24 protein-coding genes and 1 tRNA gene are annotated in these 17,474 nt (G+C 67.9%); 11 read left to right on the top strand and 14 right to left on the bottom strand.

The annotated features are described in order from the left end of the window. Positions 1-24: 24 nt before the first annotated feature. On the bottom strand, positions 25-804 hold the full coding sequence (locus H8F25_RS02960; RefSeq protein ID WP_197211947.1) for a metallophosphoesterase: 780 nt from the start codon (positions 802-804) through the stop codon (positions 25-27). Positions 805-969: 165 nt separating this feature from the next. On the opposite strand from H8F25_RS02960, the gene H8F25_RS02955 reads away from it, so the two are divergent. After that, positions 970-1,311 (top strand): hypothetical protein, encoded by a 342-nt coding sequence (locus tag H8F25_RS02955; RefSeq protein WP_197213372.1) that lies wholly within the window; start codon positions 970-972, stop codon positions 1,309-1,311. 75 nt (positions 1,312-1,386) lie between these two features. On the opposite strand, the gene H8F25_RS02950 is transcribed toward H8F25_RS02955, so the two are convergent. Continuing rightward, entirely contained in the window at positions 1,387-1,707 is a 321-nt protein-coding gene (locus H8F25_RS02950) for an MgPME-cyclase complex family protein (protein WP_197211946.1), read from the bottom strand. Further along, positions 1,704-2,453, bottom strand: coding sequence for a pyridoxine 5'-phosphate synthase (locus H8F25_RS02945; RefSeq protein ID WP_197211945.1), 750 nt, complete (start codon positions 2,451-2,453; stop codon positions 1,704-1,706). The genes H8F25_RS02950 and H8F25_RS02945 overlap by 4 nt, the downstream gene beginning before the upstream one ends. 331 nt (positions 2,454-2,784) lie before the next feature. On the opposite strand from H8F25_RS02945, the gene H8F25_RS02940 reads away from it, so the two are divergent. The 4 genes from H8F25_RS02940 (at position 2,785) to grxD (ending at position 4,787) form a co-directional block, all read left to right on the top strand. Then, a complete protein-coding gene (locus H8F25_RS02940; protein WP_197213371.1) occupies positions 2,785-3,411 on the top strand; it encodes a 1-acyl-sn-glycerol-3-phosphate acyltransferase in 627 nt (208 codons plus the stop codon). Between the two features lie 122 nt (positions 3,412-3,533). After that, positions 3,534-3,998, top strand: a complete 465-nt coding sequence (locus H8F25_RS02935; RefSeq protein WP_231597301.1) for a hypothetical protein — start codon at positions 3,534-3,536, stop codon at positions 3,996-3,998. 88 nt (positions 3,999-4,086) lie between these two features. Then, on the top strand, positions 4,087-4,317 hold the full coding sequence (locus H8F25_RS02930) for a BolA family protein (RefSeq protein ID WP_197211944.1): 231 nt from the start codon (positions 4,087-4,089) through the stop codon (positions 4,315-4,317). A gap of 146 nt (positions 4,318-4,463) precedes the next feature. Next, on the top strand, positions 4,464-4,787 hold the full coding sequence (grxD, locus tag H8F25_RS02925) for a Grx4 family monothiol glutaredoxin (protein WP_197211943.1): 324 nt from the start codon (positions 4,464-4,466) through the stop codon (positions 4,785-4,787). A gap of 212 nt (positions 4,788-4,999) precedes the next feature. Here grxD and H8F25_RS02920 read toward each other — a convergent pair whose 3' ends face one another. Beyond that, a complete protein-coding gene (locus H8F25_RS02920; protein WP_197211942.1) occupies positions 5,000-5,272 on the bottom strand; it encodes a DUF6761 family protein in 273 nt (90 codons plus the stop codon). Between the two features lie 331 nt (positions 5,273-5,603). Between H8F25_RS02920 and H8F25_RS02915 the strand changes: the two genes are divergently transcribed. Next, positions 5,604-6,368: a response regulator transcription factor gene (locus H8F25_RS02915; protein WP_231597022.1), complete on the top strand. Its 765-nt coding sequence runs from the start codon at positions 5,604-5,606 to the stop codon at positions 6,366-6,368. An 18-nt stretch (positions 6,369-6,386) separates the two neighbouring features. On the opposite strand, the gene H8F25_RS02910 is transcribed toward H8F25_RS02915, so the two are convergent. From H8F25_RS02910 to H8F25_RS02900, 3 genes are all read right to left on the bottom strand, one after another. Further along, the gene (locus H8F25_RS02910) at positions 6,387-6,926 is read right to left on the bottom strand and encodes a hypothetical protein (protein WP_197211941.1); all 540 of its coding nucleotides are present in this window, start codon (positions 6,924-6,926) and stop codon (positions 6,387-6,389) included. Beyond that, a complete protein-coding gene (locus H8F25_RS02905; RefSeq protein ID WP_197211940.1) occupies positions 6,923-7,207 on the bottom strand; it encodes a hypothetical protein in 285 nt (94 codons plus the stop codon). Before H8F25_RS02905 ends, H8F25_RS02910 begins: the two co-directional genes overlap by 4 nt. A gap of 98 nt (positions 7,208-7,305) precedes the next feature. Further along, on the bottom strand, positions 7,306-8,247 hold the full coding sequence (locus H8F25_RS02900) for a carbon-nitrogen hydrolase family protein (RefSeq protein WP_231597021.1): 942 nt from the start codon (positions 8,245-8,247) through the stop codon (positions 7,306-7,308). Positions 8,248-8,346: 99 nt separating this feature from the next. Between H8F25_RS02900 and H8F25_RS02895 the strand changes: the two genes are divergently transcribed. Beyond that, entirely contained in the window at positions 8,347-9,744 is a 1,398-nt protein-coding gene (locus H8F25_RS02895) for a glutamate decarboxylase (RefSeq protein WP_197211939.1), read from the top strand. Positions 9,745-9,766: 22 nt separating this feature from the next. Here H8F25_RS02895 and crtH read toward each other — a convergent pair whose 3' ends face one another. The 4 genes from crtH to H8F25_RS02875 form a co-directional block, all read right to left on the bottom strand. After that, entirely contained in the window at positions 9,767-11,359 is a 1,593-nt protein-coding gene (gene crtH, locus H8F25_RS02890) for a carotenoid isomerase (RefSeq protein WP_231597020.1), read from the bottom strand. A gap of 53 nt (positions 11,360-11,412) precedes the next feature. Further along, entirely contained in the window at positions 11,413-12,861 is a 1,449-nt protein-coding gene (gene trmFO, locus H8F25_RS02885) for an FADH(2)-oxidizing methylenetetrahydrofolate--tRNA-(uracil(54)-C(5))-methyltransferase TrmFO (RefSeq protein WP_231597019.1), read from the bottom strand. A gap of 32 nt (positions 12,862-12,893) precedes the next feature. Next, on the bottom strand, positions 12,894-13,016 hold the full coding sequence (locus tag H8F25_RS02880) for a photosystem II protein Y (protein ID WP_197211938.1): 123 nt from the start codon (positions 13,014-13,016) through the stop codon (positions 12,894-12,896). 235 nt (positions 13,017-13,251) lie between these two features. Further along, entirely contained in the window at positions 13,252-13,767 is a 516-nt protein-coding gene (locus tag H8F25_RS02875; protein ID WP_197211937.1) for a gamma carbonic anhydrase family protein, read from the bottom strand. 187 nt (positions 13,768-13,954) lie between these two features. Here H8F25_RS02875 and H8F25_RS02870 point away from each other — a divergent pair. The 3 genes from H8F25_RS02870 to H8F25_RS02860 all read left to right on the top strand — a co-directional run bounded on the left by H8F25_RS02870 (position 13,955) and on the right by H8F25_RS02860 (position 15,693). After that, a tRNA-Lys gene (locus H8F25_RS02870) sits at positions 13,955-14,026 on the top strand. 179 nt (positions 14,027-14,205) lie between these two features. Then, positions 14,206-14,766 (top strand): hypothetical protein, encoded by a 561-nt coding sequence (locus H8F25_RS02865; protein ID WP_197211936.1) that lies wholly within the window; start codon positions 14,206-14,208, stop codon positions 14,764-14,766. A 174-nt stretch (positions 14,767-14,940) separates the two neighbouring features. Continuing rightward, entirely contained in the window at positions 14,941-15,693 is a 753-nt protein-coding gene (locus tag H8F25_RS02860) for a hypothetical protein (protein ID WP_197211935.1), read from the top strand. On the opposite strand, the gene H8F25_RS02855 is transcribed toward H8F25_RS02860, so the two are convergent. The 3 genes from H8F25_RS02855 to H8F25_RS02845 form a co-directional block, all read right to left on the bottom strand. Then, a complete protein-coding gene (locus H8F25_RS02855) occupies positions 15,690-15,878 on the bottom strand; it encodes a hypothetical protein (RefSeq protein ID WP_197211934.1) in 189 nt (62 codons plus the stop codon). The two genes, H8F25_RS02860 and H8F25_RS02855, sit on opposite strands and share 4 nt — an antisense overlap. Before the next feature lie 65 nt (positions 15,879-15,943). Then, on the bottom strand, positions 15,944-16,351 hold the full coding sequence (locus H8F25_RS02850; protein WP_197211933.1) for a hypothetical protein: 408 nt from the start codon (positions 16,349-16,351) through the stop codon (positions 15,944-15,946). A 70-nt stretch (positions 16,352-16,421) separates the two neighbouring features. Beyond that, positions 16,422-16,649, bottom strand: coding sequence for a hypothetical protein (locus H8F25_RS02845; protein ID WP_197211932.1), 228 nt, complete (start codon positions 16,647-16,649; stop codon positions 16,422-16,424). A 66-nt stretch (positions 16,650-16,715) separates the two neighbouring features. Here H8F25_RS02845 and H8F25_RS02840 point away from each other — a divergent pair, with 66 nt between their 5' ends. Then, a complete protein-coding gene (locus H8F25_RS02840; protein WP_231597018.1) occupies positions 16,716-17,333 on the top strand; it encodes a papain-like cysteine protease family protein in 618 nt (205 codons plus the stop codon). Positions 17,334-17,474: the final 141 nt, after the last annotated feature.

The following is a 17,474-nucleotide window of genomic DNA, read 5'->3' as shown; positions in this document are numbered from 1 at the left end:
GCTCCGGATCGGGCTGGAGCTGCCTCAGCTCAGGCTGCCGGCCAGACGCCCGGGCGAACCGGTCGTCCAGGAGGGGTCGGAGTGACGCGGGGCGGACAGTCCGGCCACTGAGCGCTCTTCCCCGGTGTCCGCGCAGAAGGCAGTCAGCGGACCGCCGTAGCAGGCGCCGGTGTCGATCAGCACGATGTCGCGGATCCGGCGCACCTGAGGCCCCGGCGTGTGGCCGACGATGACCGTCCCGAAGCGCCCGTTGTAGTGCTGCCAGAAGGCCATGCGCACGGTGAGGTGCGGCTGCCAGGTGAGCGGGTCGAAGCCTGCATGGGTGGCGGTCCAGCCCTCCCCCCAGTGCACCAGGGGAAGCTGTTCGAGGCGCTCCAGCCAGCGGCGGCACGACCGGCCGCCCAGCTGGCGGTAGGTATCGCTGCCGGCGAGCAGGTGGCGCTCCCCGCAGGCCTCGCCCCGCAGCTGCTGCACCAGCCGCTGCTCATGGTTGCCCATCAGCCAGACACCCCGCCCGCTCGCCACCAGATGCCAGGCCAGCTCCATGGCGGCCTCGATGCGGGGGCCGCGGTTGATCACATCACCGCAGAGCACCACCCGGTCGTCCGCAGGCAGCAGGCCGACCAGTTGATGCAGCGCATCGGCACAGCCGTGCACATCACTGATCACCCAGTGACGAGGCGACGGTGACGCCGGTGCGGCGTTGTCAATGGCCGGGCTGGGGCCTGGAGCCGGCCTGTTGCCGGAAGTTGGACTGCCCGATGGCGCGACCGGCGCTGTCGGGGTGATCGCTTGGGGCGACATCGGGCAAGTGCGATGCCCTACTTTTGCTCGCCGCGCGACCCGCTGTCAGCCCCCCGGCATGATCAGCGCCGCTGATCGGTGCCTCGCCCTGGCCGAAAACGCCCGTGCCGCAGACGACGGCAGCCGGTCATCGCTGATACGGTGCCGGTCCCGCCCGACGCCTGGATGGAGCGCGATCCCCGATCCCTGCCCGTGACCCAACGGGTGGCCCTGCTGGTGAAGGCACTGGATGGAGCCAGGCGCACCAACGAAGCACTGGCCGCCTGTCAGGACGGGGAGGCGATGCTGGACGTGCTGCTCAACGCCTCGGCCAGGCTCGGCCTCGGTCTCACCCGTCAGGAGCTTCAGAACACGCCGCCGATCCGGGACTGGGTGTGGTGGAAGAACAAGGAGGCGGTGTTCACTGTCGGCGATCGCAAGCCCCGCTACCAGCAGGATGCCCCGGCGGCCCAGGGGACCGCTGACGGACAGGAGGCACCGCGCCGGAAATTCCTGGGCCTCTTCTGAGCGCCACCACCGCGTGCGCCACCGGTGAGACGGTGGCCGCGCTGCCCGCCACCGCCGTCGCAGTGGCCAGGGCGATCAGGCCTGAGACGCCAGGGCATCGGGAATCGAGGGGCTGGGGGCCTCGAACCGGCCTCGGGCCACGAACTCCAGGCGCAGCTTCAGGAAGGTGATGAAGGTCTCATCGGTGGACACCACCGCCGCCGCCGGCCGAGGCACGTTGGACGCGGTGTCGGCCAGCTCCGGAGCCTCCAGGAAGGCGGGACGACGCACCAGCCAGAAGTCGATCTCCCTGCCCTGTTCGCCGTAGTGACGCACCCGCTCGCGCAGCACCTCCTCGAGCGGCTCCTCCTCACACAGGAAGGCCTCGCTGGCGGCGACGAAGTGGTAGGTGCTCATGGATGACGCTGGCCGAAGAGGGGTTCGCGGCGTGGATTCTGAACCAGGGCCTTCATCTGCCGCACCGCCTGCTCGAGACCGACCGCCAGGGCGCGGGCAACGATCGTGTGGCCGATGTTGAGCTCCTCCATGCCGGGGATGGCGGCGATCGGCTCGACGTTCTGATAAGTCAGGCCATGGCCGGCGTTGACGCGCAGGCCGAATTCGCGGGCCAGGGCCGTGCCCTTCTCCAGGCGCGCCAGCTCCTGCGGCTGCTCAGCCCAGGACGCCTCCGCATAACGACCGGTGTGCAGCTCCACCCAGCGGGCCCCGCTCTGGCGGCAGGCCTCCAGCTGGTCCGGGTCGGCATCGACGAACAGGCTGACGCCGATCCCCGCCTGCTGCAGGGACCGGGTGAGGGCCGTGAACGCCGGCAGCTGGCCGCGCACGTCCAGGCCACCCTCGGTGGTCACCTCCTCGCGGCGCTCCGGCACCAGGGTCACCATGTCGGGCCGCAGGCGCAGGGCGATCGCCTCCATCTCGGCGGTGGCGGCCATCTCGAGATTGAGGCGGGTGCGCACCGTGGCCCGCAGCAGTTCGACGTCGCGGTCCTGGATGTGGCGCCGGTCCTCCCGCAGATGCACGGTGATGCCATCGGCGCCCCCCAGTTCCGCCAGCAGCGCGTAGGAGACGGGATCGGGCTCCACCGTCCGGCGTGCCTGTCGGACGTTGGCGATGTGATCGATGTTGACGCCGAGACTGGCCATGGACGAGCAGCGGAGAAGAGGGGACCGGCAGGCCGCCACGACCGTATCGAGCCGCCGGTGCACCACCGCGGCATGGAACGCTCCACCCGCCGACACGACCCTGCCGCATGGACCCCGGCGGACGTTGGCGGCCGCAGAGGCAACTGCCTGCGCACACCGACCGGGGCCACCCCCTGCCCCTAGGTTCGGAATGCGTTGTCGAGCAGACCCGAAACCGGTGTTGGCGGTGCAGTCGGAGCAGTCGGTGGGGAATCCGAGCCGTTCGGCGGCCCCGATCGAGCGCGCCAGGGGGCTGTGCAACGGGATCAGTCCCTGGCTGTCGCCGCTGGCGATGGTGCTCACGCAGGACGTGGCCCTGCAGGGTTACTTCCGCCGCATCGAGGTGCTCAACCACCACCACCTGCCCCGGGAGGGCCCGGTGCTGCTGGCGCCCACCCATCGGGCTCGCTGGGATGCGCTGCTGCTGCCCCATGCGGCCGGTCGCCGCGTCACAGGCCGCGACTGCCGCTTCATGGTCACCAAGGACGAGATGCAGGGTGTGCAGGGCTGGTTCCTGCACCGCCTCGGCTGCTTCCCGGTGGATCAGGGACGTCCGACGCTGGCGAGCCTGCGCTACGCCATCGATCTGCTCGAGGCGGGAGAGCAGCTGGTGGTGTTTCCGGAGGGCTGCATCCGCCGCGATGACAGCCCGATCCGGCTGCACCAGGGCCTGGCCCGGCTCGCCCTGCTGGCGCTCGGCCAGGGGGTACCGGTCTCCGTGGTGCCGGTGGGGATCGCCTACGGACACTCCCGGCCGCGGCTGGGGGATGCGGCAGCGGTGAGCTTCAGCGAGCCGCTGCGGCCCGAGGGCCAGGGGCGCGATGCCGCCCGCCTCTTCAATCAGCAGCTGATGGCGGCGATGCAGTCGGCCGAGCAAGCGGCCCGGGAGGCCGTGGGGCGGCCACTGCAATCCCCGTAGAGTTCCGGTCTCCCAGCGCCGACTCCGTGCCCCGGCCCCTCTCCCAGCCCGCGTCCGCTCGCCTGACACGGCGCCGCCGTTCCCTGGCCCTGGTCGCCTCCCTGGTCTGCCTGGCTCTGCCCATGGCCGCTCCGGCAGCGCGAGCGCAGAGCGATCCGGCCCAGACCCAGGCCGTGACCGGTGCCTTCGATGCCAATGCGGTCCGCACCCTGCTCAGCAGGGGTGATGCCGCGGTGGCCGCCGGAAACCTGGGCGAAGCCCGCCGCCTGTACGACGAAGCCCGCACCGCCAGCCGCAACCTGGTGGGCTTTTATCGCAGCATCGCCGGGGCCTTCCGGGGCCTCGATGCCCGCATTCCGCGCGAGATGGACGATAAGGGGCGCCAGGCTCTTGATCTGCTCACCCAGGCCAACCTGCGTCTCGCCGCCCTGCTCCGCCGCCAGGGGCAGCCCGAGGTGGCCGTTCCGCTGCTGGTCGAGGTGGTCACCGCGATGACCCCGGCCTCCGAGCAGGGACGCAAGGCCTACCAGCAGTTGCTGGAGATCGGCTTCGTCAGCACCCCCTACGCCGCTGCCGGCGGCAGCTGATCTGGGCTGAACGGCTAACCCGATTCGGCAGCTGCCCGCCCGGCCCCCTAGATTCCCGCCCGTTCCAGTTCACCGCTTCCCCGATCCCATGGTTCAGCCGGATGCTGTTCAGGACGCCATCCGCCGAGCCCTGCCCGATGCGGCGGTGGAGGTCGAAGACCTGACCGGGGGAGGCGATCACCTGCAGGTGCGCGTCGTCTCCTCCGCCTTCGCAGGGCTCAGCCGGGTGAAACAGCACCAACTCGTCTATGGCGCCCTGCGTCAGGAGCTGGCCAGCGAAGCGATTCATGCCCTGGCCGTCCAGACGGCCACTCCATGAATTCTTCGTCCAGACGGCAACTCCATGAACTCACCGTCCGGACGGGCTCTCCTCGACGAGGCCTGACCGACGGCCTCGTCATCATGTTCCCGCTCAGACGATGATCGTCTGAACAACTCCTTTCCGCCTTCCTTCTTCTCGCAGCGATGGACGCCTCGACTCAGCAACGCATCGAAACCCTGATCGGCAGCAGCCCGGTCTTCGTGTTCATGAAGGGCAACAAGCTGATGCCCCAATGCGGTTTCTCCAACAACGTCGTGCAGATTCTCAATGCACTTGGCGTGCCCTTCGAAACCTTCGATGTGCTCTCCGATCCGGAGATTCGCCAGGGCATCAAAGAGTTTTCCGACTGGCCGACCATCCCGCAGGTCTACGTGCGTGGTGAGTTCATGGGCGGCTCCGACATCCTGATCGAGATGTACAACAACGGCGAACTGCGCGAGAAGCTGGAAATCGCCCTGGCCTCCTGAGGGAGCGAGGACCGGTCGGCCTGGGCGCTCACCAGGCTTGAACCCGAGCCGCGGCGTCCGGCATTCGGGCGTCGCGCTTCTCTCAGATGGCGCCACAGCGATGGCGCCATCCCTGCCAAACCCCAATCTCCCTGACTCTCAGGCCGCGTGGCTGTCGTCCTCAGTCCGCTGAGCCGGCGCTGTGCAGGCGTCTGGAGGGGGCAAGCCTGGGTTCAATACCGTCCCGCATTTGGTTCGAACAGGGCGCGTGGATCACCATCCGGTCCGACGAAGGAGGAGGGGTCCTGAATCCAGCGATCGATGAGTTCCTCCAGACGCCGCTGGGAGAGGGGATCAAGCACAGCTGTGCGGCGGAGCGCATGCAGATACCCATCGGCATAGAGGCGGAGCTCGGCCGGGGTATGGAAGCGATGGGCCAGCTCCTGACAGGCGTCACAGAGCGACTGGAAGTGGCGGATGGCGTCGGGGTGCTGCAGGGCGGTCATGGATGTCCGAGCCGTGCGGCCATTCTGTCTCCTGAACGCGGCAGTGGAGTGACTTGCAAGGGCGGCAGCCGGGCTGGACGCCCCTCGCAGGCCGTGATCCCATGATCCCGGCCAGGTCAGCGAATCCACGCGAACGGGGCGCCATGGCCGGCGCGGGACTCGCGCGAATGCGCAAACACCGTTACGTTGGGTCGCAATTCCCCATGAATGGTGGGTCAGTCCCTGACTCCCCCTTTGCGGTTCCTGGAACCTTCGTGGCAATGATGGCTTTTCCACCACAATCCAGGTTCTGCCGTTCCAACGTCTCCGGCACGGTGACCGGGAGGGGCCGATGAGCGATCCCACAGGTTCTCCCAAGCGCGTCCTGGTGGTCGATCCCCATGCCACCCTCCGCACCGTGCTGGCCCAGCGCCTGCGCCAGGACGGCCACCTCTCTGCCGCTGTGGCCACGGCCCGCGAAGCACTGGAGATCTGCCACGACCAGGCACCCGACCTTCTGGTCAGCGCCGAGCTCCTGGAGGGCACCTCGGCGCTGCGCCTGGCGGCCCAGCTGCACTGTCCGGTCATGGTGCTGACCGCCCGGACCGGCTCCGAACCCGTCGTCACCCTGCTCGATGCCGGTGCCGATGACGTGTTGCGCAAGCCGTTCGGTCTCGAGGAGCTGGCGGCCCGCTGCCGCACCCTGCTGCGCCGCAACACTTCCGGCCTGCAGGAACGGGTCTGTGTCGGGCCTCTGGAGGTGCATCTGCTGCTGCGCCAGGTGACCCTGCGCGATCAACCGGTGGAGCTCAGCCCGCGGGAGTTCGCCCTGCTCTGTGCCCTGCTGATGCCGCCGGGGGTGGTGCGAAGCCGTCAGGAACTGCTCCGCATGGCCTGGCCTCCGTTCAGCGGTGGGCCACGCTCGGTCGACACCCAGGTGCTCACCCTGCGCCGCAAGCTCGAGCAGGCCGGGCTGGGAGAAGGTGGCGGCATCGAGACGATGCGCCAGCAGGGCTATCGCTTCAGCCTCGACAATCTTCCTGAAGTCACCGAGATGCCGGCGCCGGTGCCCGGGAGCTCGAACGTCAACTCGCTGACGCCCAACAGCTCCCGCTGAACCATCAGGATTGATGGATCAGAAGGCAGCCGTGCCCTGATGCCAGAGCCACAATCCCAGGATCAGCTCAGCTGAGAGCATCAGAGCGCAAAGAATCGCCAGCAACCGATAGGTCCAGGGCGGGCTGATGCGACCGATCGCCGTGGTGTCCAGGCCGGAATGGCCCGCGAAACGTGCGAGAAAGTCGTCGAACCGCTCCACACGCTGCGGCAGCAGCCAGGCGGATCCATCGGCAGCCCGCAGGTAGAACACGCGCCCTCCCTGGCTGGTGGCCACCGGCGTGATCGAGCGGATCTCACGCCAGGGCAGCTGCCAGCCGCGCCGCACCAGCCAGCGGCACCAGAGCGGATGGCCCACGGCGATGCCGTCGTCGTTGAGCACGACCTGTTCGCTGCTGATCGCCAGCACCAGGAGCAGGCCCAGGGGCAGAGCCACGAGCAGCAGGGGCTTGAGCGAAGGTGGGGCCAGCGGCGCCAGCGGCAACACCAACACCAGATACAGCAGCACGAGCGTGCCCCGGATCAGCGGCGCCATCCGGTAGGTGGAAGCCCCCGTCATCGATCGTCGGCGGAACCCGGCAGGGGTTCGATCACCTCGGGAGGGCGGTACTGGCCACCGAACACCTCGGCCTCGCGGCCCTTCCAGAACTCCCCGAGCCGCATCAGATCGGCATGGGCCTGCTGCAGCTCCTCGATGAACTGCTGGGGATCCATGCTCTCCTTGGCCTCCTGCAGCTTGGCGAGGCGCAGCAGATGCCACATCCAGGGCTTGCCGAGCTCACCGCGCTGCTCCAGGTAGCGGGCCAGATCTTCGGAAGCGGGGAGCGGGGCGGCGCCCATCGACTGCGGCAGCGGGGCGCCCAGCCTATGGACCCCCTGGCCCGGGCGTGAGCCGCAGGCGAGCGGGGTTCCCCCGCTTGACGGGGCCGGCCGCCGGTTCAATACAGCTCGGGCCGACGATCGTCGAGATAACGCGTGCCGGCCGGATGAAACGGCCCGTAGTCGCTGGGAAGGCAGTCGGCGATCAGCAGTGTCGGCTCCGGCCGTGCCGCCACGAGCACGTCGCCATGGGGGCCGGCGACGATGCTGTTGCCCAGATAAGCGGCCATCTCGCGTCCGTCCACCGTCTCGACACCACAGCGGTTCGCGTAGGCGACGAAGCATTGATTGTGAATCGCATGGGCCGGAATCAGGCTGCGTGAGACATCGGGATAGGGCCGATCGGTGCGCTCACCGGTACTCAGCAGGGCCCAGGCATCGGCGGCGGTGGGAATCAGGATCATCTGTGCGCCCTGCAACGCCAGCCGCCGGCTCAGCTCCGGGAATTCGGCCTCATAACAGTTGAGCAAACCAACAGCACATCCATGCACCTGCTGCACGGTCAGCGCCTCGCCCTCCTCCGCAAACAGATAGCCGGGCGTCCAGCAGCGTTGTTCATCGGGACCCCACAGATGCGTCTTGCGGTAGTTGCGCAGCAGCACGCCCTGGTCATCGAACAGGGCAATGGCGTCGTAGAAACGCTCCTCACCGGCCACCACGACCCGCTCCGGATAGGGACAGGCGATCGCCAGCCCATGGCGGCGTGCAGCGGCGGCAACCCGCTGCAGCGAGGGGCCATCGACAGGTTCCGCAAGCAGACGCGCCAGCTCAGGTGTGACGATGTAGCCACTCAGATAGAGCTCGGGGAAGGCGAGCAACTGCACCTGCTGGCTGGCGGCGATCGCAGCCACGGCATCGAGTCGCTCCAGGTTCTGCTGCACCGCAGCGGCGGTGGCAGCCGTGCCGGTGCCCTGCCAGAGCGCCAGCCGCAGCCCCTCCGCAAAACCCGGTGGCTGCGGCCGGACGAAGCACTGCAAGCGGTAGTGGAGATCCATCGGCATCAGGAGCGGCTCTCAGTCTCCCCCGGCACGCTGGCCGGCAGCGGCAGGACTGGTGGATCTGGAGGCCTGGGCTTGAATGGAGTGTTTCGCCACCTCCTCATGCCCGCCCGCCGACGCCCCACAACGCTGGGGGTGACCGCCGAGCTCAGCGCGCGCCTGGCGGCGGCGAACCTTCCGGCCGAGATTCCCAGGGATGAGCTGCCGCAACAGGGCCTGCAGGCGGATCTGGCCTATGAGCTGATCCACGACCATCTGATGCTGGATGGCAATTCCCGCCTCAACCTGGCGACCTTCGTCGGCACCTGGATGGAGCCCGAAGCGCGGCGGCTGATGGAGGAGTGCAGCGACAAGAACATCATTGACAAGGACGAATATCCCCAGACCGCTGAGATCGAGGCGCGCTGTCTGCGGATCCTCGCCAATCTCTGGAATGCCCCCGATGCCGAGCGCGTCGTCGGCACCTCCACCACCGGCTCAAGCGAAGCCTGCATGCTTGGCGGTCTGGTGATGAAGTGGCACTGGCGTCAGCGCAGGCAGGCGGCCGGTCTCGACGCGAGCCGGCCCAATCTGGTGATGGGCATCAACACCCAGATCTGCTGGGAGAAGTTCTGCGTCTACTTCGATGTCGAGCCACGGCTGGTGCCAATCACGCCGCAGCGGCTGCAGCTGGGGGTGCCGGAGGCGATCGCGCTGTGCGACGAGAACACGATCGGCGTCGTGGGCATTCTGGGCAGCACCTTCGATGGCAGCTACGAGCCGATCGCCGAGCTGCATGCGGCTCTCGATGATCTGCAGCAGCGCACCGGCCTCGATCTGCCGATCCATGTCGATGCCGCCTCCGGCGGCTTCGTGGCTCCGTTCAATTCGCCTGAGCTGGTGTGGGATTTCCGCCTGCCGCGGGTGCTCTCAATCAACAGCAGCGGACACAAATACGGTGGCGTCCTGCCCGGAGTGGGCTGGGCTCTGTGGCGCGATCAGGAGGTGCTTCCTGAACAACTGCGCTTCAACGTCAACTACCTGGGTGGCGAGATGCCGACGATCGGCATGAACTTCTCCCGCCCCGGCGCGATGGTGGTGGGCCAGTACTTCAACTTCCTGCATCTCGGCCAGGACGGCTACCGCCAGCGCATGACCACGCTGGAGGCGATCGCCTGCCACCTGGCTGATGGCATCGCCGCTCTGCCGGGGCTGCGGTTGCTCAGCCACCCGGCCGGCCAGCTGCCGGTGTTCGCCGTGGCAACGGATGCCGCAGTGACCCGGTGGGATGTGTTTCACCTCTCGGCGAAACTGCGCGAGCGGGGCTGGCTGGTGCCCGCCTACACGCTGCCGGCCCACTGTGAGGATGTGGCGGTGCTGCGCTTCGTGGTGCGGGCTGGCTTCAGCCGCGACATGGCCGATCTGTTGCTCGATGACATCGAACGGGCCGTGGAGTGGTTCGAGAGTCTCGATGGGCCGATGCCGATGCCGGCCGAACGGCCCTCCTCGTTCCACCACTGAGACTCCAGATCGCTGCGGGGACTCAGTCCGGCAACTTCCAGGGGTTGAGACCCAGGTCGGCGCCGATGCGGTGGGCGCAGGCGAAGCCGCTGAAGGCGACGGCGTTGAGGCCCTGGCCGGGGAAGCAGGAATCGCCGACGCAGTAGAGATTCCTCAGGCCGGTGCGGTTGAAGGGCATCGGCAGCAGGCCGGGCAGGCGCATCGCCGGGATCGGCCCATAGCTGCCGCCCATGCGACCCAGAAAACGCCGGTGGCTCCGCGGCGTGCCCACCTCCCGATGACGGATGGCGCCTTGCAGACCGGGCAGGATCGCCTCGAGGCGCTGGATCAGCCGGTCGGCATCCGCCTGCTTCTTGGCCCTGTACTCCGAAGGAGACAGGTGCTTCCAGGCCTCGATCGAGCTGGGGGTGAAGGTGTGCAGGATGTGGCAGCCCTCCGGCGCAAGGGACGGATCAAGCAGCGTGGGCATCGAGACGAACACCACGCCCTGCTCGGCCTCCATCTGCGCCCAGTCCTCCAGCAGCAGGTGGTGGCAGTGGAAGCCTGCGGGCACCACGGAGGCATCGATGCCCAGGTGCAGTGACAGGAACGACGCCGAGGGCCGGTAGCGGCGGCGCCAGGTGCTTTCGGCCGCAGGGGTGTGGGCGGCGTCCACCAGCGGCTGGGCCACAGCCCCCTCACGGCCGGATTCGCCGGCGAAGGTGTCCCAGCGGGTGGCATTGCTGACGACGCGGCGGGCCCGGATCGTCTCGCCGCTGGCCAGCTCCACACCGACGGCGCGGTTGTTCTCGATCAGCACCTTGGTGACGCGGGCCTGATAGCGGATGGAGCCGCCGTGGCTCTCCAACCCCGCCACCAGCTTTTCGGCGATCACACCGACACCACCCTTGGGATAGTTGATGCCGCCGGCGTGGCGGTCGGAGAACACCATGCCGGCATTGATCATCGGCGTGCGGTCCGCCGGCATCACGCTCCAGCAGAAGCACTCCATGTCGATGAAGCGCAGCAGCTGCTCATCCTGGATGTGGGCCCGCGCCACATCACCGACGTTGAACGGCAGCCAGCGGGCCAGGCCGAGGCAGGCCAGCGGCGCCTTGAAGAACACCTTGGTGAGGTACGCCGGATCCTCGAGCGACAGCAGCGGCATCGCATCGAGGCAGTGGAACACCTGCCAGCAGGTGTCGTAGAAGGCGCGGATACCCTTCGCCTCATGGGGAAACAACGCGGTGAGATCGGCGATGAAGCGCTCGTAGTCGCGATCCACCGCCACATGAAGATCGCCGGGCAGGTGGTATTCGAGCTGGGCCGGATCGGGGAGGGTCTCGCAGCGCTCGCCCACATCAGCGAGGGCACGGGTGAGCAGGTTGGTGTGCCCCTTCTCGCCGAAGCCGAAGATCATCGAGGCGCCCACATCAAACGTGTAGCCCTCACGCCGGAAGCTGCCGCCGCTGCCACCAGGGATCAGGTAGCGCTCCAGGACCAGCACCTTCGCCCCCTTGGCGGCCAGCTGGCTGGCGGTCACCAGACCGCCGATTCCGGAGCCGATCACGATCACGTCCCAGTCCTGTCCACCCGAGGCAGCCAGGGCGGATCGGTCGGAAAGGGTTGCGGTCACCGTGGGCTCCGGAGGGCTCGGGCGACCCTAGACCTCAGAGCGGGATCGCCACGTCAGGGGACGGTGTGCAGCAGGGGCGCCGGCTCAGCGAGCGGCCCCAAGGCTGCGCCCGTGTGGATGGCGACTCCTGGCGGGACATCCTGAGCCCGGATCACAGCCGCCAGATCCGCCAGGGCCCGGTCGCGGTAGGCGCCGTAGCGACGCCGTTTGTCGCGGATGCGCTCGCTCAGCTCCGGCAGCAGGCCGAAGTTGGGGGGCATCGGCTGGAAGCCGCCCCGTTTGCCCGCCCCGCCACAGGGGGCTTCGGCGATGAAGTGGGTGAGCGCACCAATCATCGAGGTGCGCGGCAGCACGAGCGGCTCCAGGCCCCGCGCCAGCCGGGCGGCGTTGGTGCCCGCCAGCCAGCCACCGGCCACCGCCGCCGCGTAACCCTCGGTGCCGGTGATCTGGCCCGCCGCCAGCAGCGTGGGGCGCGTGCGGAACTGCAGGGTGGGATCGAGCAGCCGCGGTGACTCCAGAAAGGTGTTGCGGTGCATCACGCCGAAACGCACGAACTCGGCGTTCTCCAGGCCCGGAATCAAACGCAGCACCCGCTTCTGCTCCCCCCACTTGAGGTTGGTCTGGAAGCCGACCAGGTTCCACAGCCGGCCGTCCTTATCCTCCTGACGCAGCTGCACCACGGCATAGGCGCGCTTCGCACGGCGCACGTCGCGGTCGTTGACATCGCCCCATCGGGGATCCCAGAGGCCGATCGGCTTGAGCGGCCCGTAGCGCATCGTGTCCTCACCGCGGCGAGCGAGCTCCTCGATCGGCAGGCAGCCCTCGAAGAAATGGGCGCTCTCCTGCTCGAAGTCCTTGAGTTCGGCCTGCTCGGCGGCCAGCAGCGCCTCGCGGAAGGCGAGGTACTGCTCCTGATCCATGGGGCAGTTGATGTAGTCGGCGTCGCCCTTGTCGTAGCGGGAGGCGCGGAAGGCCACATTCAGATCGATGCTCTCGCCCTCGACGATCGGGCTGGCGGCATCGAAGAAATGACAATCGTCCAGACCGGTGAAGGAGCGCAGGTGCTCCGCCAGAGGCTCACTGGTGAGCGGACCGGTGGCCAGCACGGCAATCTGGCCCTGCGGCGGCAGTTCGGTCTGCTCGCGACGCTCCACCGTCACCAGCGGATGCTGCTCGAGGGCGGCGGTGAGGGCAGCGCTGTAGCGACCGCGATCGACGGCCAGGGCTCCGCCGGCGGGAACGGCATGGGAGTCAGCGGTGCCGATCACCAGCGAGTCAAGGCGCCGCAGCTCTTCTTGCAGCAGGCCCGCAGCCCGATCACTGCTCAGGGCACCGAAGCTGTTGCTGCAGACCAACTCGGCGAATTCAGCGCTGTGGTGCGCCGGAGAGCGAACCACCGGGCGCATCTCCACAAGCCGCACCCGCAGACCAGCTCGAGCGATCTGCCAGGCGGCTTCCGTGCCGGCCAGGCCGGCTCCGATGACCAGGAGTTCAGCGGTCACCGGGCGGCCAGCTCAGGACAATGGAACAGGGATCAGGCGCGGGCGCGCTTGAGCATCAGTTGAAGCTGGCCAACAGCGGCGCGGCCGATATGGAACACGGCCCAGGACGCCGCCAGCACGATCGGAGCAGCGACGAGCACGACCCGGAGATCCATGGCGGCAGGCGGAAGAAGGTTCGGCCGATCTTAAGGACCCAGCCGCGGGAAACGCTCACCCACGGCCCAGGCTTGCGATTTCGACGCAATCGACGGGCGGCGCCAGTGACAAGTCCCCCCCCATGGCGACAGACAGGAGCATCTGTAAGCCGCTGAGCGCATGCGACAGGGGCACGGCGGGTGCATGGCCGATGCTGCTGGCAGCCTCTGCGCGGCGTTCAGGTCCGCAGGTCGATCAGAAACCGGGATCGTGTCCCCGCCCGGCATGCACCATCGCCAGCAGCCGATAGCGGCGGGCGTGCTCACGCTGGCCGGCGATCGCCTCGGCGCTGAGCTCGCGTTTCACCTGCGCCGGCGCACCCATCACCAGAGCGCCGGGAGGCACGTCCTTCGTGACCACCGAACCGGCGGCCACCAGGGCCCCTTCGCCCACCGTGACGCCATTGAGCACGATCGCGCCGATGCCGATCAGACAGCCGTCGTTGAGCGTGGCTCCATGGATCACGGCCCGATGGCCGATGGTCACCTCACGGCCGATGGTCACCGGCTGTCCGGGATCGCCATGCAGCACGGCACCGTCCTGCACATTGCTGTCCCCACCGATCGTGATCGGGCAGACATCACCGCGGGCGACGGCGGTGGGCCAGAGGCTGGCTCCGGCCGCCATGCGCACATCACCGATCAGCACGGCCTGCTCCGACACCCAGGCCTCGGGATGGATCTGCGGATCGGGCCAGGGGGCTCGGGGCATGACGACAGAACGGTCTGATGCCATTGTCCGCCGTGCTCTCAGAGCCCCTCCCGGCCAACCTGCACACCAGGTGTCGGGCGCTTGCAGAGGGGGGATGGTCGGGTGATACGTTCTTGGGGTCTGCAGGGCCATCAGTCCGGAGGCAGGCCAGAACGCAGTCCCCAGCAGGGAAGGCGTACTGCAACCAGGGTCGCTAGCTCAGCGGTAGAGCACTCGGCTTTTAACCGATTGGTCCTGAGTTCGAATCTCAGGCGACCCATATCAGACGCAAGCTTGCTTCTGGCTCAAAAGCCAGTAATCGCAAGGGCTCTCAGCCTCCCGGAAACAGGGGTTCAGCTGTACCAGTGCGTAGCCAGGTGACCCCCTGCGTAGCAGTTTTGAGGAACTGAGTTCCTCAAGCCCTGGCGAGACTGAGGGGTTGAGACAGACCCCCCTGTCATGCGTGCCAAGGACACGTTCACTCAGGCACAGCTGCGGCTCCAGGCCGCAGGCTGCCGCTACCGGATCAAGCAGGCGCCCAGAAGCCCCTTCATCCAGGTGTACGACACCCTTCCGCCCCGCCGCCAGCAGGCCGCGCGCGGATACCGGGTGGATGACGACCAGGCCTGCTGGGATCTGGCCGACCTGCTGCTGAGGGTCCACGAGCGGGGCACCCAGGGCTGGCCTGTCCGGATCTGGGACGAACTGGAGGCCTCCAGGGCTGGCGAGCCGTTGCAGCGGCAACTCAGCTGGGGGGAGCTGTGCGGACTGGTCCAGACCTGGATCGCACCGGGAGGGCCCAAGGCACGGGACCGCAATCCATTCGTCTGCTTCCGGCCGAAGGGCTATTTCGGACTGACCTTCGATCCGGATCAGATCGCCACCACCGGCCAGCTGGAGGAGTTCTGCCTGTACACACCTGTCTCACTGCAACTCTGGCGTGAAGATCCAAGCCATCAGCTGATCCGCCGGCCATACAACAGCAAGGGGTTCTATGGCGTGATCCAGATGGTGAACTAGCTCGCCCAGCGAGGCATTCCGATTGCCACCCCCGACCTACGCGCCAAGCTCGACCAGCTCAAGAAAAGCGCCGGCAAGCTGCGCGCTCCCGCTCCCCGCTTCATTCCAAGGACCGAGGACATCCAGGCCTGGCTGGACCACCTCCAACAGAGCGATCCACTGAGGGGCTGGGTGATGGCCGTCATCGCCACCTACGGCCTGCGCGGCCATGAGGTGTGGCACATCGACCGGCTGCCCGGAGACGTGGAGGCCGACGCCGGCGTGATCGAGGTCGGGAGCTTCGTCAGCCATGGCGATGGCGCCGAGACCAAGACGGGGCATCGCTTTGCATTGCCCCTGCCCAGGGAGTGGGTGGAGCGGTACCGCCTGGACGATCGCGACTTCTCGAAGGCGATGCTCGCGGAGCTGAGGCGCCGCCATCCGGTCAAGACCGCGATGCGGGCGGACGGCACCGTGCAGTTCTTCAACAATGGCGAGCTGTCGATCCACCTGGCCCATTGGCTGCGCAACCGCGGCCGTGAGGATCGGGAGATCCCGGTGAAGCTCTACGGCTATCACCAACCGCGGCAGCTGCCCGGCAAGCCGAAACCCAAGGCCAAGCGCGACCGCTGCAAGCTCTATGACCTGCGCCATGCCTGGGCGCTGCGGGCCAAAGCGACGACCACCTGGTCCACAGCCGTCAAGGCGGCCTCGATGGGTCACAGCGAAGCGGTGCACGCCAGCCGCTATCTGGTCGAGGAGCGTGCGGAGCACAAGTTGGCCCACCTGCTGCGTCAGCGGGACCTTGATGAAGGGCGCAATCCTGAGGCAAGGGATGCCGGAGCCCCTGCGACCGCTGCGGCAGGGGTGACTCCGGCGTTGCCGGCGGGTGTGACGCCAGAGCTCATCGCTCTGGCCAGGAAACTCCAGGCTGCCGGCTTGGGCTAGTGGGGAACCCGGCCCAGGGCGAGCTCACAGCGGAACGAGTGCCACAGGATGTCGGAACGGGGGCAGCCTGGGGTCTTGCGGGTCCAGTGCTGCCCTTCCTTCAGCAGACGACGGCGGCGCAGGCGCCAGAGGGTCTGACGGCTGATCCGGAGCTGCTTGCTGATCTCCTCGGTCTCCAACCACATCTCAGCAGGTTGTCCAGCGAACGCGGAAGGCTACCCACCGTTCACTGGCTGTCTGGTCGCTGAACTCAGGGCTTCTGCCCTGGGCCACCAGTCCCCACCGATCCCCCCAGGGCGAGGCCGGCGAGGATGCTGAGCCCCTGGCCGACCGCGTCATCCACGCGGCTGCGGGGCCGGTTGCAGAAGACCTCGGTGGGATCGATGGTCACCGTCCCAGGGCCCGGCTTCGGAGGCGTCTGATGCGGTGAACTGGCGGGCTGGGGCTGATCACGCGACCTGTCACCGGCTTCAGGCCCTCCGAGTCCCGCTGGTGGCCTCTGCTCGATCGTGACGGATGGCTCCAACCGCTCCAGCCCATACCGGCGGACGTAGAGCCAGGAGAGGACGGTGCAGTTGAGCAGGTCGAGGGCGAGTGTGCCGCCCTGGAAACCCAGGATGCCGGCCGCGATCCAGACCACCAGCCGGCGGGGTTCCATCCCGGAGCGTGCGGAGAACTCCTGAGGGTTCCGGGCTGGTGGGTGACTGGTGGCCGGTGCCGGGAGGTGATCAGCCCTCGGGGGTCGTGATGTCGGCGCCGATCTGTTCCTGCAGGCGCTCCGCCAGAGCCAGGCACTGGTCCATCTCCTCCCACAGCAGGCGGCGACGGTCATCGCTCACCGCAAAGGAGCGGTGGTGGAGGTCTCTGCCGAGGTAGCGCAGGGCATCGACGATGCGGCGCCAGTCGTCGGGGCTGAGTTCGCTCAGGTGTGGTGGCATCTGCTGACTCTCGGTCATGGCCCTCCTCTGGCCGTCACCGGTTCGTGGGCGGGCGGAACCCTCTGGGGCCCTGCCGTGTGCTCCATGTCCCCGTCCACGATCTCAACCCAGAAATTCAAGACGAACAAGGCCAGCGCGGCGTTCAACCAGCCGATCACCCTTCCGGTGCCGTACCTGTGCCAGCGCGACAGCGCCACCAGCCAGGGCTTGCGGATGTGCTTCTCCTCCACCTGCGCGATGGCCGCCGCCTTCCTCAGGCCGGGGTGCCTTGCCGGAGCCGGGCAGCTGGATGATCGCTACCTGGCCTTGCTGCAGCGCCATGGGGATACCACCGTTGCAGCTGCCCAGATCCGGACGCTGCAAACTCTGGGGATTCAGGCCGAGTTCCGCACCGATGGCCGCATCGAGCAGCTGATCGCCCAGCTCAGGATGGGGATTCCTGTTCCTGTGGGCTGGCTGCATCACGGTCCGGTGTCGGCTCCCTCGGGTGGCGGCCACTGGAGCCTGGTGATCGGCTGGGATCCGGCCACCCGCACGCTGCTGATGCATGACCCCAACGGCGAGGCCGATCTGGTCGGCGGCGGCTATGTGAGCACTGCGTTGGGTAGTGGCAAGGCTCAGCGCTACTCGGAGCGGAACTGGGGACGGCGCTGGATGGTCGAGGGTCCTGGGACCGGCTGGTGGCTGGAGCTGGCTGGGTGAGCGTGAACGCCTCGGACGATTGAGTACAGGGCGCTCAGCAAAGGGCGCCACTTTTCATGGATCCCCACAGAGACGAATGCCCTGTGGCCATCTGCAGAACTTGCCACTACCTTCCGCGCCAAAGTGCAGTTCACGGCGCGT

This window comes from Synechococcus sp. CBW1004 (assembly GCF_015840715.1).
GTDB lineage: Bacteria > Cyanobacteriota > Cyanobacteriia > PCC-6307 > Cyanobiaceae > Cyanobium.
The sequence above is the reverse complement of the archived record's forward strand: the minus strand, read 5'-3'. Positions and strand labels throughout refer to the sequence as shown.

Excerpts from the sequence above, each read along its gene's own strand:
- H8F25_RS02960 (WP_197211947.1), bottom strand. The coding sequence starts at position 804 with ATGTCGCCCCAAGCGATCACCCCGACAGCGCCGGTCGCGCCATCGGGC.
- H8F25_RS02955 (WP_197213372.1), top strand. The coding sequence starts at position 970 with ATGGAGCGCGATCCCCGATCCCTGCCCGTGACCCAACGGGTGGCCCTG.
- H8F25_RS02950 (WP_197211946.1), bottom strand. The coding sequence starts at position 1,707 with ATGAGCACCTACCACTTCGTCGCCGCCAGCGAGGCCTTCCTGTGTGAG.
- H8F25_RS02945 (WP_197211945.1), bottom strand. The coding sequence starts at position 2,453 with ATGGCCAGTCTCGGCGTCAACATCGATCACATCGCCAACGTCCGACAG.
- H8F25_RS02940 (WP_197213371.1), top strand. The coding sequence starts at position 2,785 with ATGGTGCTCACGCAGGACGTGGCCCTGCAGGGTTACTTCCGCCGCATC.
- H8F25_RS02935 (WP_231597301.1), top strand. The coding sequence starts at position 3,534 with ATGGCCGCTCCGGCAGCGCGAGCGCAGAGCGATCCGGCCCAGACCCAG.
- H8F25_RS02930 (WP_197211944.1), top strand. The coding sequence starts at position 4,087 with ATGGTTCAGCCGGATGCTGTTCAGGACGCCATCCGCCGAGCCCTGCCC.
- grxD (WP_197211943.1), top strand. The coding sequence starts at position 4,464 with ATGGACGCCTCGACTCAGCAACGCATCGAAACCCTGATCGGCAGCAGC.
- H8F25_RS02920 (WP_197211942.1), bottom strand. The coding sequence starts at position 5,272 with ATGACCGCCCTGCAGCACCCCGACGCCATCCGCCACTTCCAGTCGCTC.
- H8F25_RS02915 (WP_231597022.1), top strand. The coding sequence starts at position 5,604 with ATGAGCGATCCCACAGGTTCTCCCAAGCGCGTCCTGGTGGTCGATCCC.
- H8F25_RS02910 (WP_197211941.1), bottom strand. The coding sequence starts at position 6,926 with ATGACGGGGGCTTCCACCTACCGGATGGCGCCGCTGATCCGGGGCACG.
- H8F25_RS02905 (WP_197211940.1), bottom strand. The coding sequence starts at position 7,207 with ATGGGCGCCGCCCCGCTCCCCGCTTCCGAAGATCTGGCCCGCTACCTG.
- H8F25_RS02900 (WP_231597021.1), bottom strand. The coding sequence starts at position 8,247 with ATGCCGATGGATCTCCACTACCGCTTGCAGTGCTTCGTCCGGCCGCAG.
- H8F25_RS02895 (WP_197211939.1), top strand. The coding sequence starts at position 8,347 with ATGCCCGCCCGCCGACGCCCCACAACGCTGGGGGTGACCGCCGAGCTC.
- H8F25_RS02880 (WP_197211938.1), bottom strand. The coding sequence starts at position 13,016 with ATGGATCTCCGGGTCGTGCTCGTCGCTGCTCCGATCGTGCTGGCGGCG.
- H8F25_RS02875 (WP_197211937.1), bottom strand. The coding sequence starts at position 13,767 with ATGCCCCGAGCCCCCTGGCCCGATCCGCAGATCCATCCCGAGGCCTGG.
- H8F25_RS02865 (WP_197211936.1), top strand. The coding sequence starts at position 14,206 with ATGCGTGCCAAGGACACGTTCACTCAGGCACAGCTGCGGCTCCAGGCC.
- H8F25_RS02860 (WP_197211935.1), top strand. The coding sequence starts at position 14,941 with ATGGCCGTCATCGCCACCTACGGCCTGCGCGGCCATGAGGTGTGGCAC.
- H8F25_RS02855 (WP_197211934.1), bottom strand. The coding sequence starts at position 15,878 with ATGTGGTTGGAGACCGAGGAGATCAGCAAGCAGCTCCGGATCAGCCGT.
- H8F25_RS02850 (WP_197211933.1), bottom strand. The coding sequence starts at position 16,351 with ATGGAACCCCGCCGGCTGGTGGTCTGGATCGCGGCCGGCATCCTGGGT.
- H8F25_RS02845 (WP_197211932.1), bottom strand. The coding sequence starts at position 16,649 with ATGACCGAGAGTCAGCAGATGCCACCACACCTGAGCGAACTCAGCCCC.
- H8F25_RS02840 (WP_231597018.1), top strand. The coding sequence starts at position 16,716 with ATGTCCCCGTCCACGATCTCAACCCAGAAATTCAAGACGAACAAGGCC.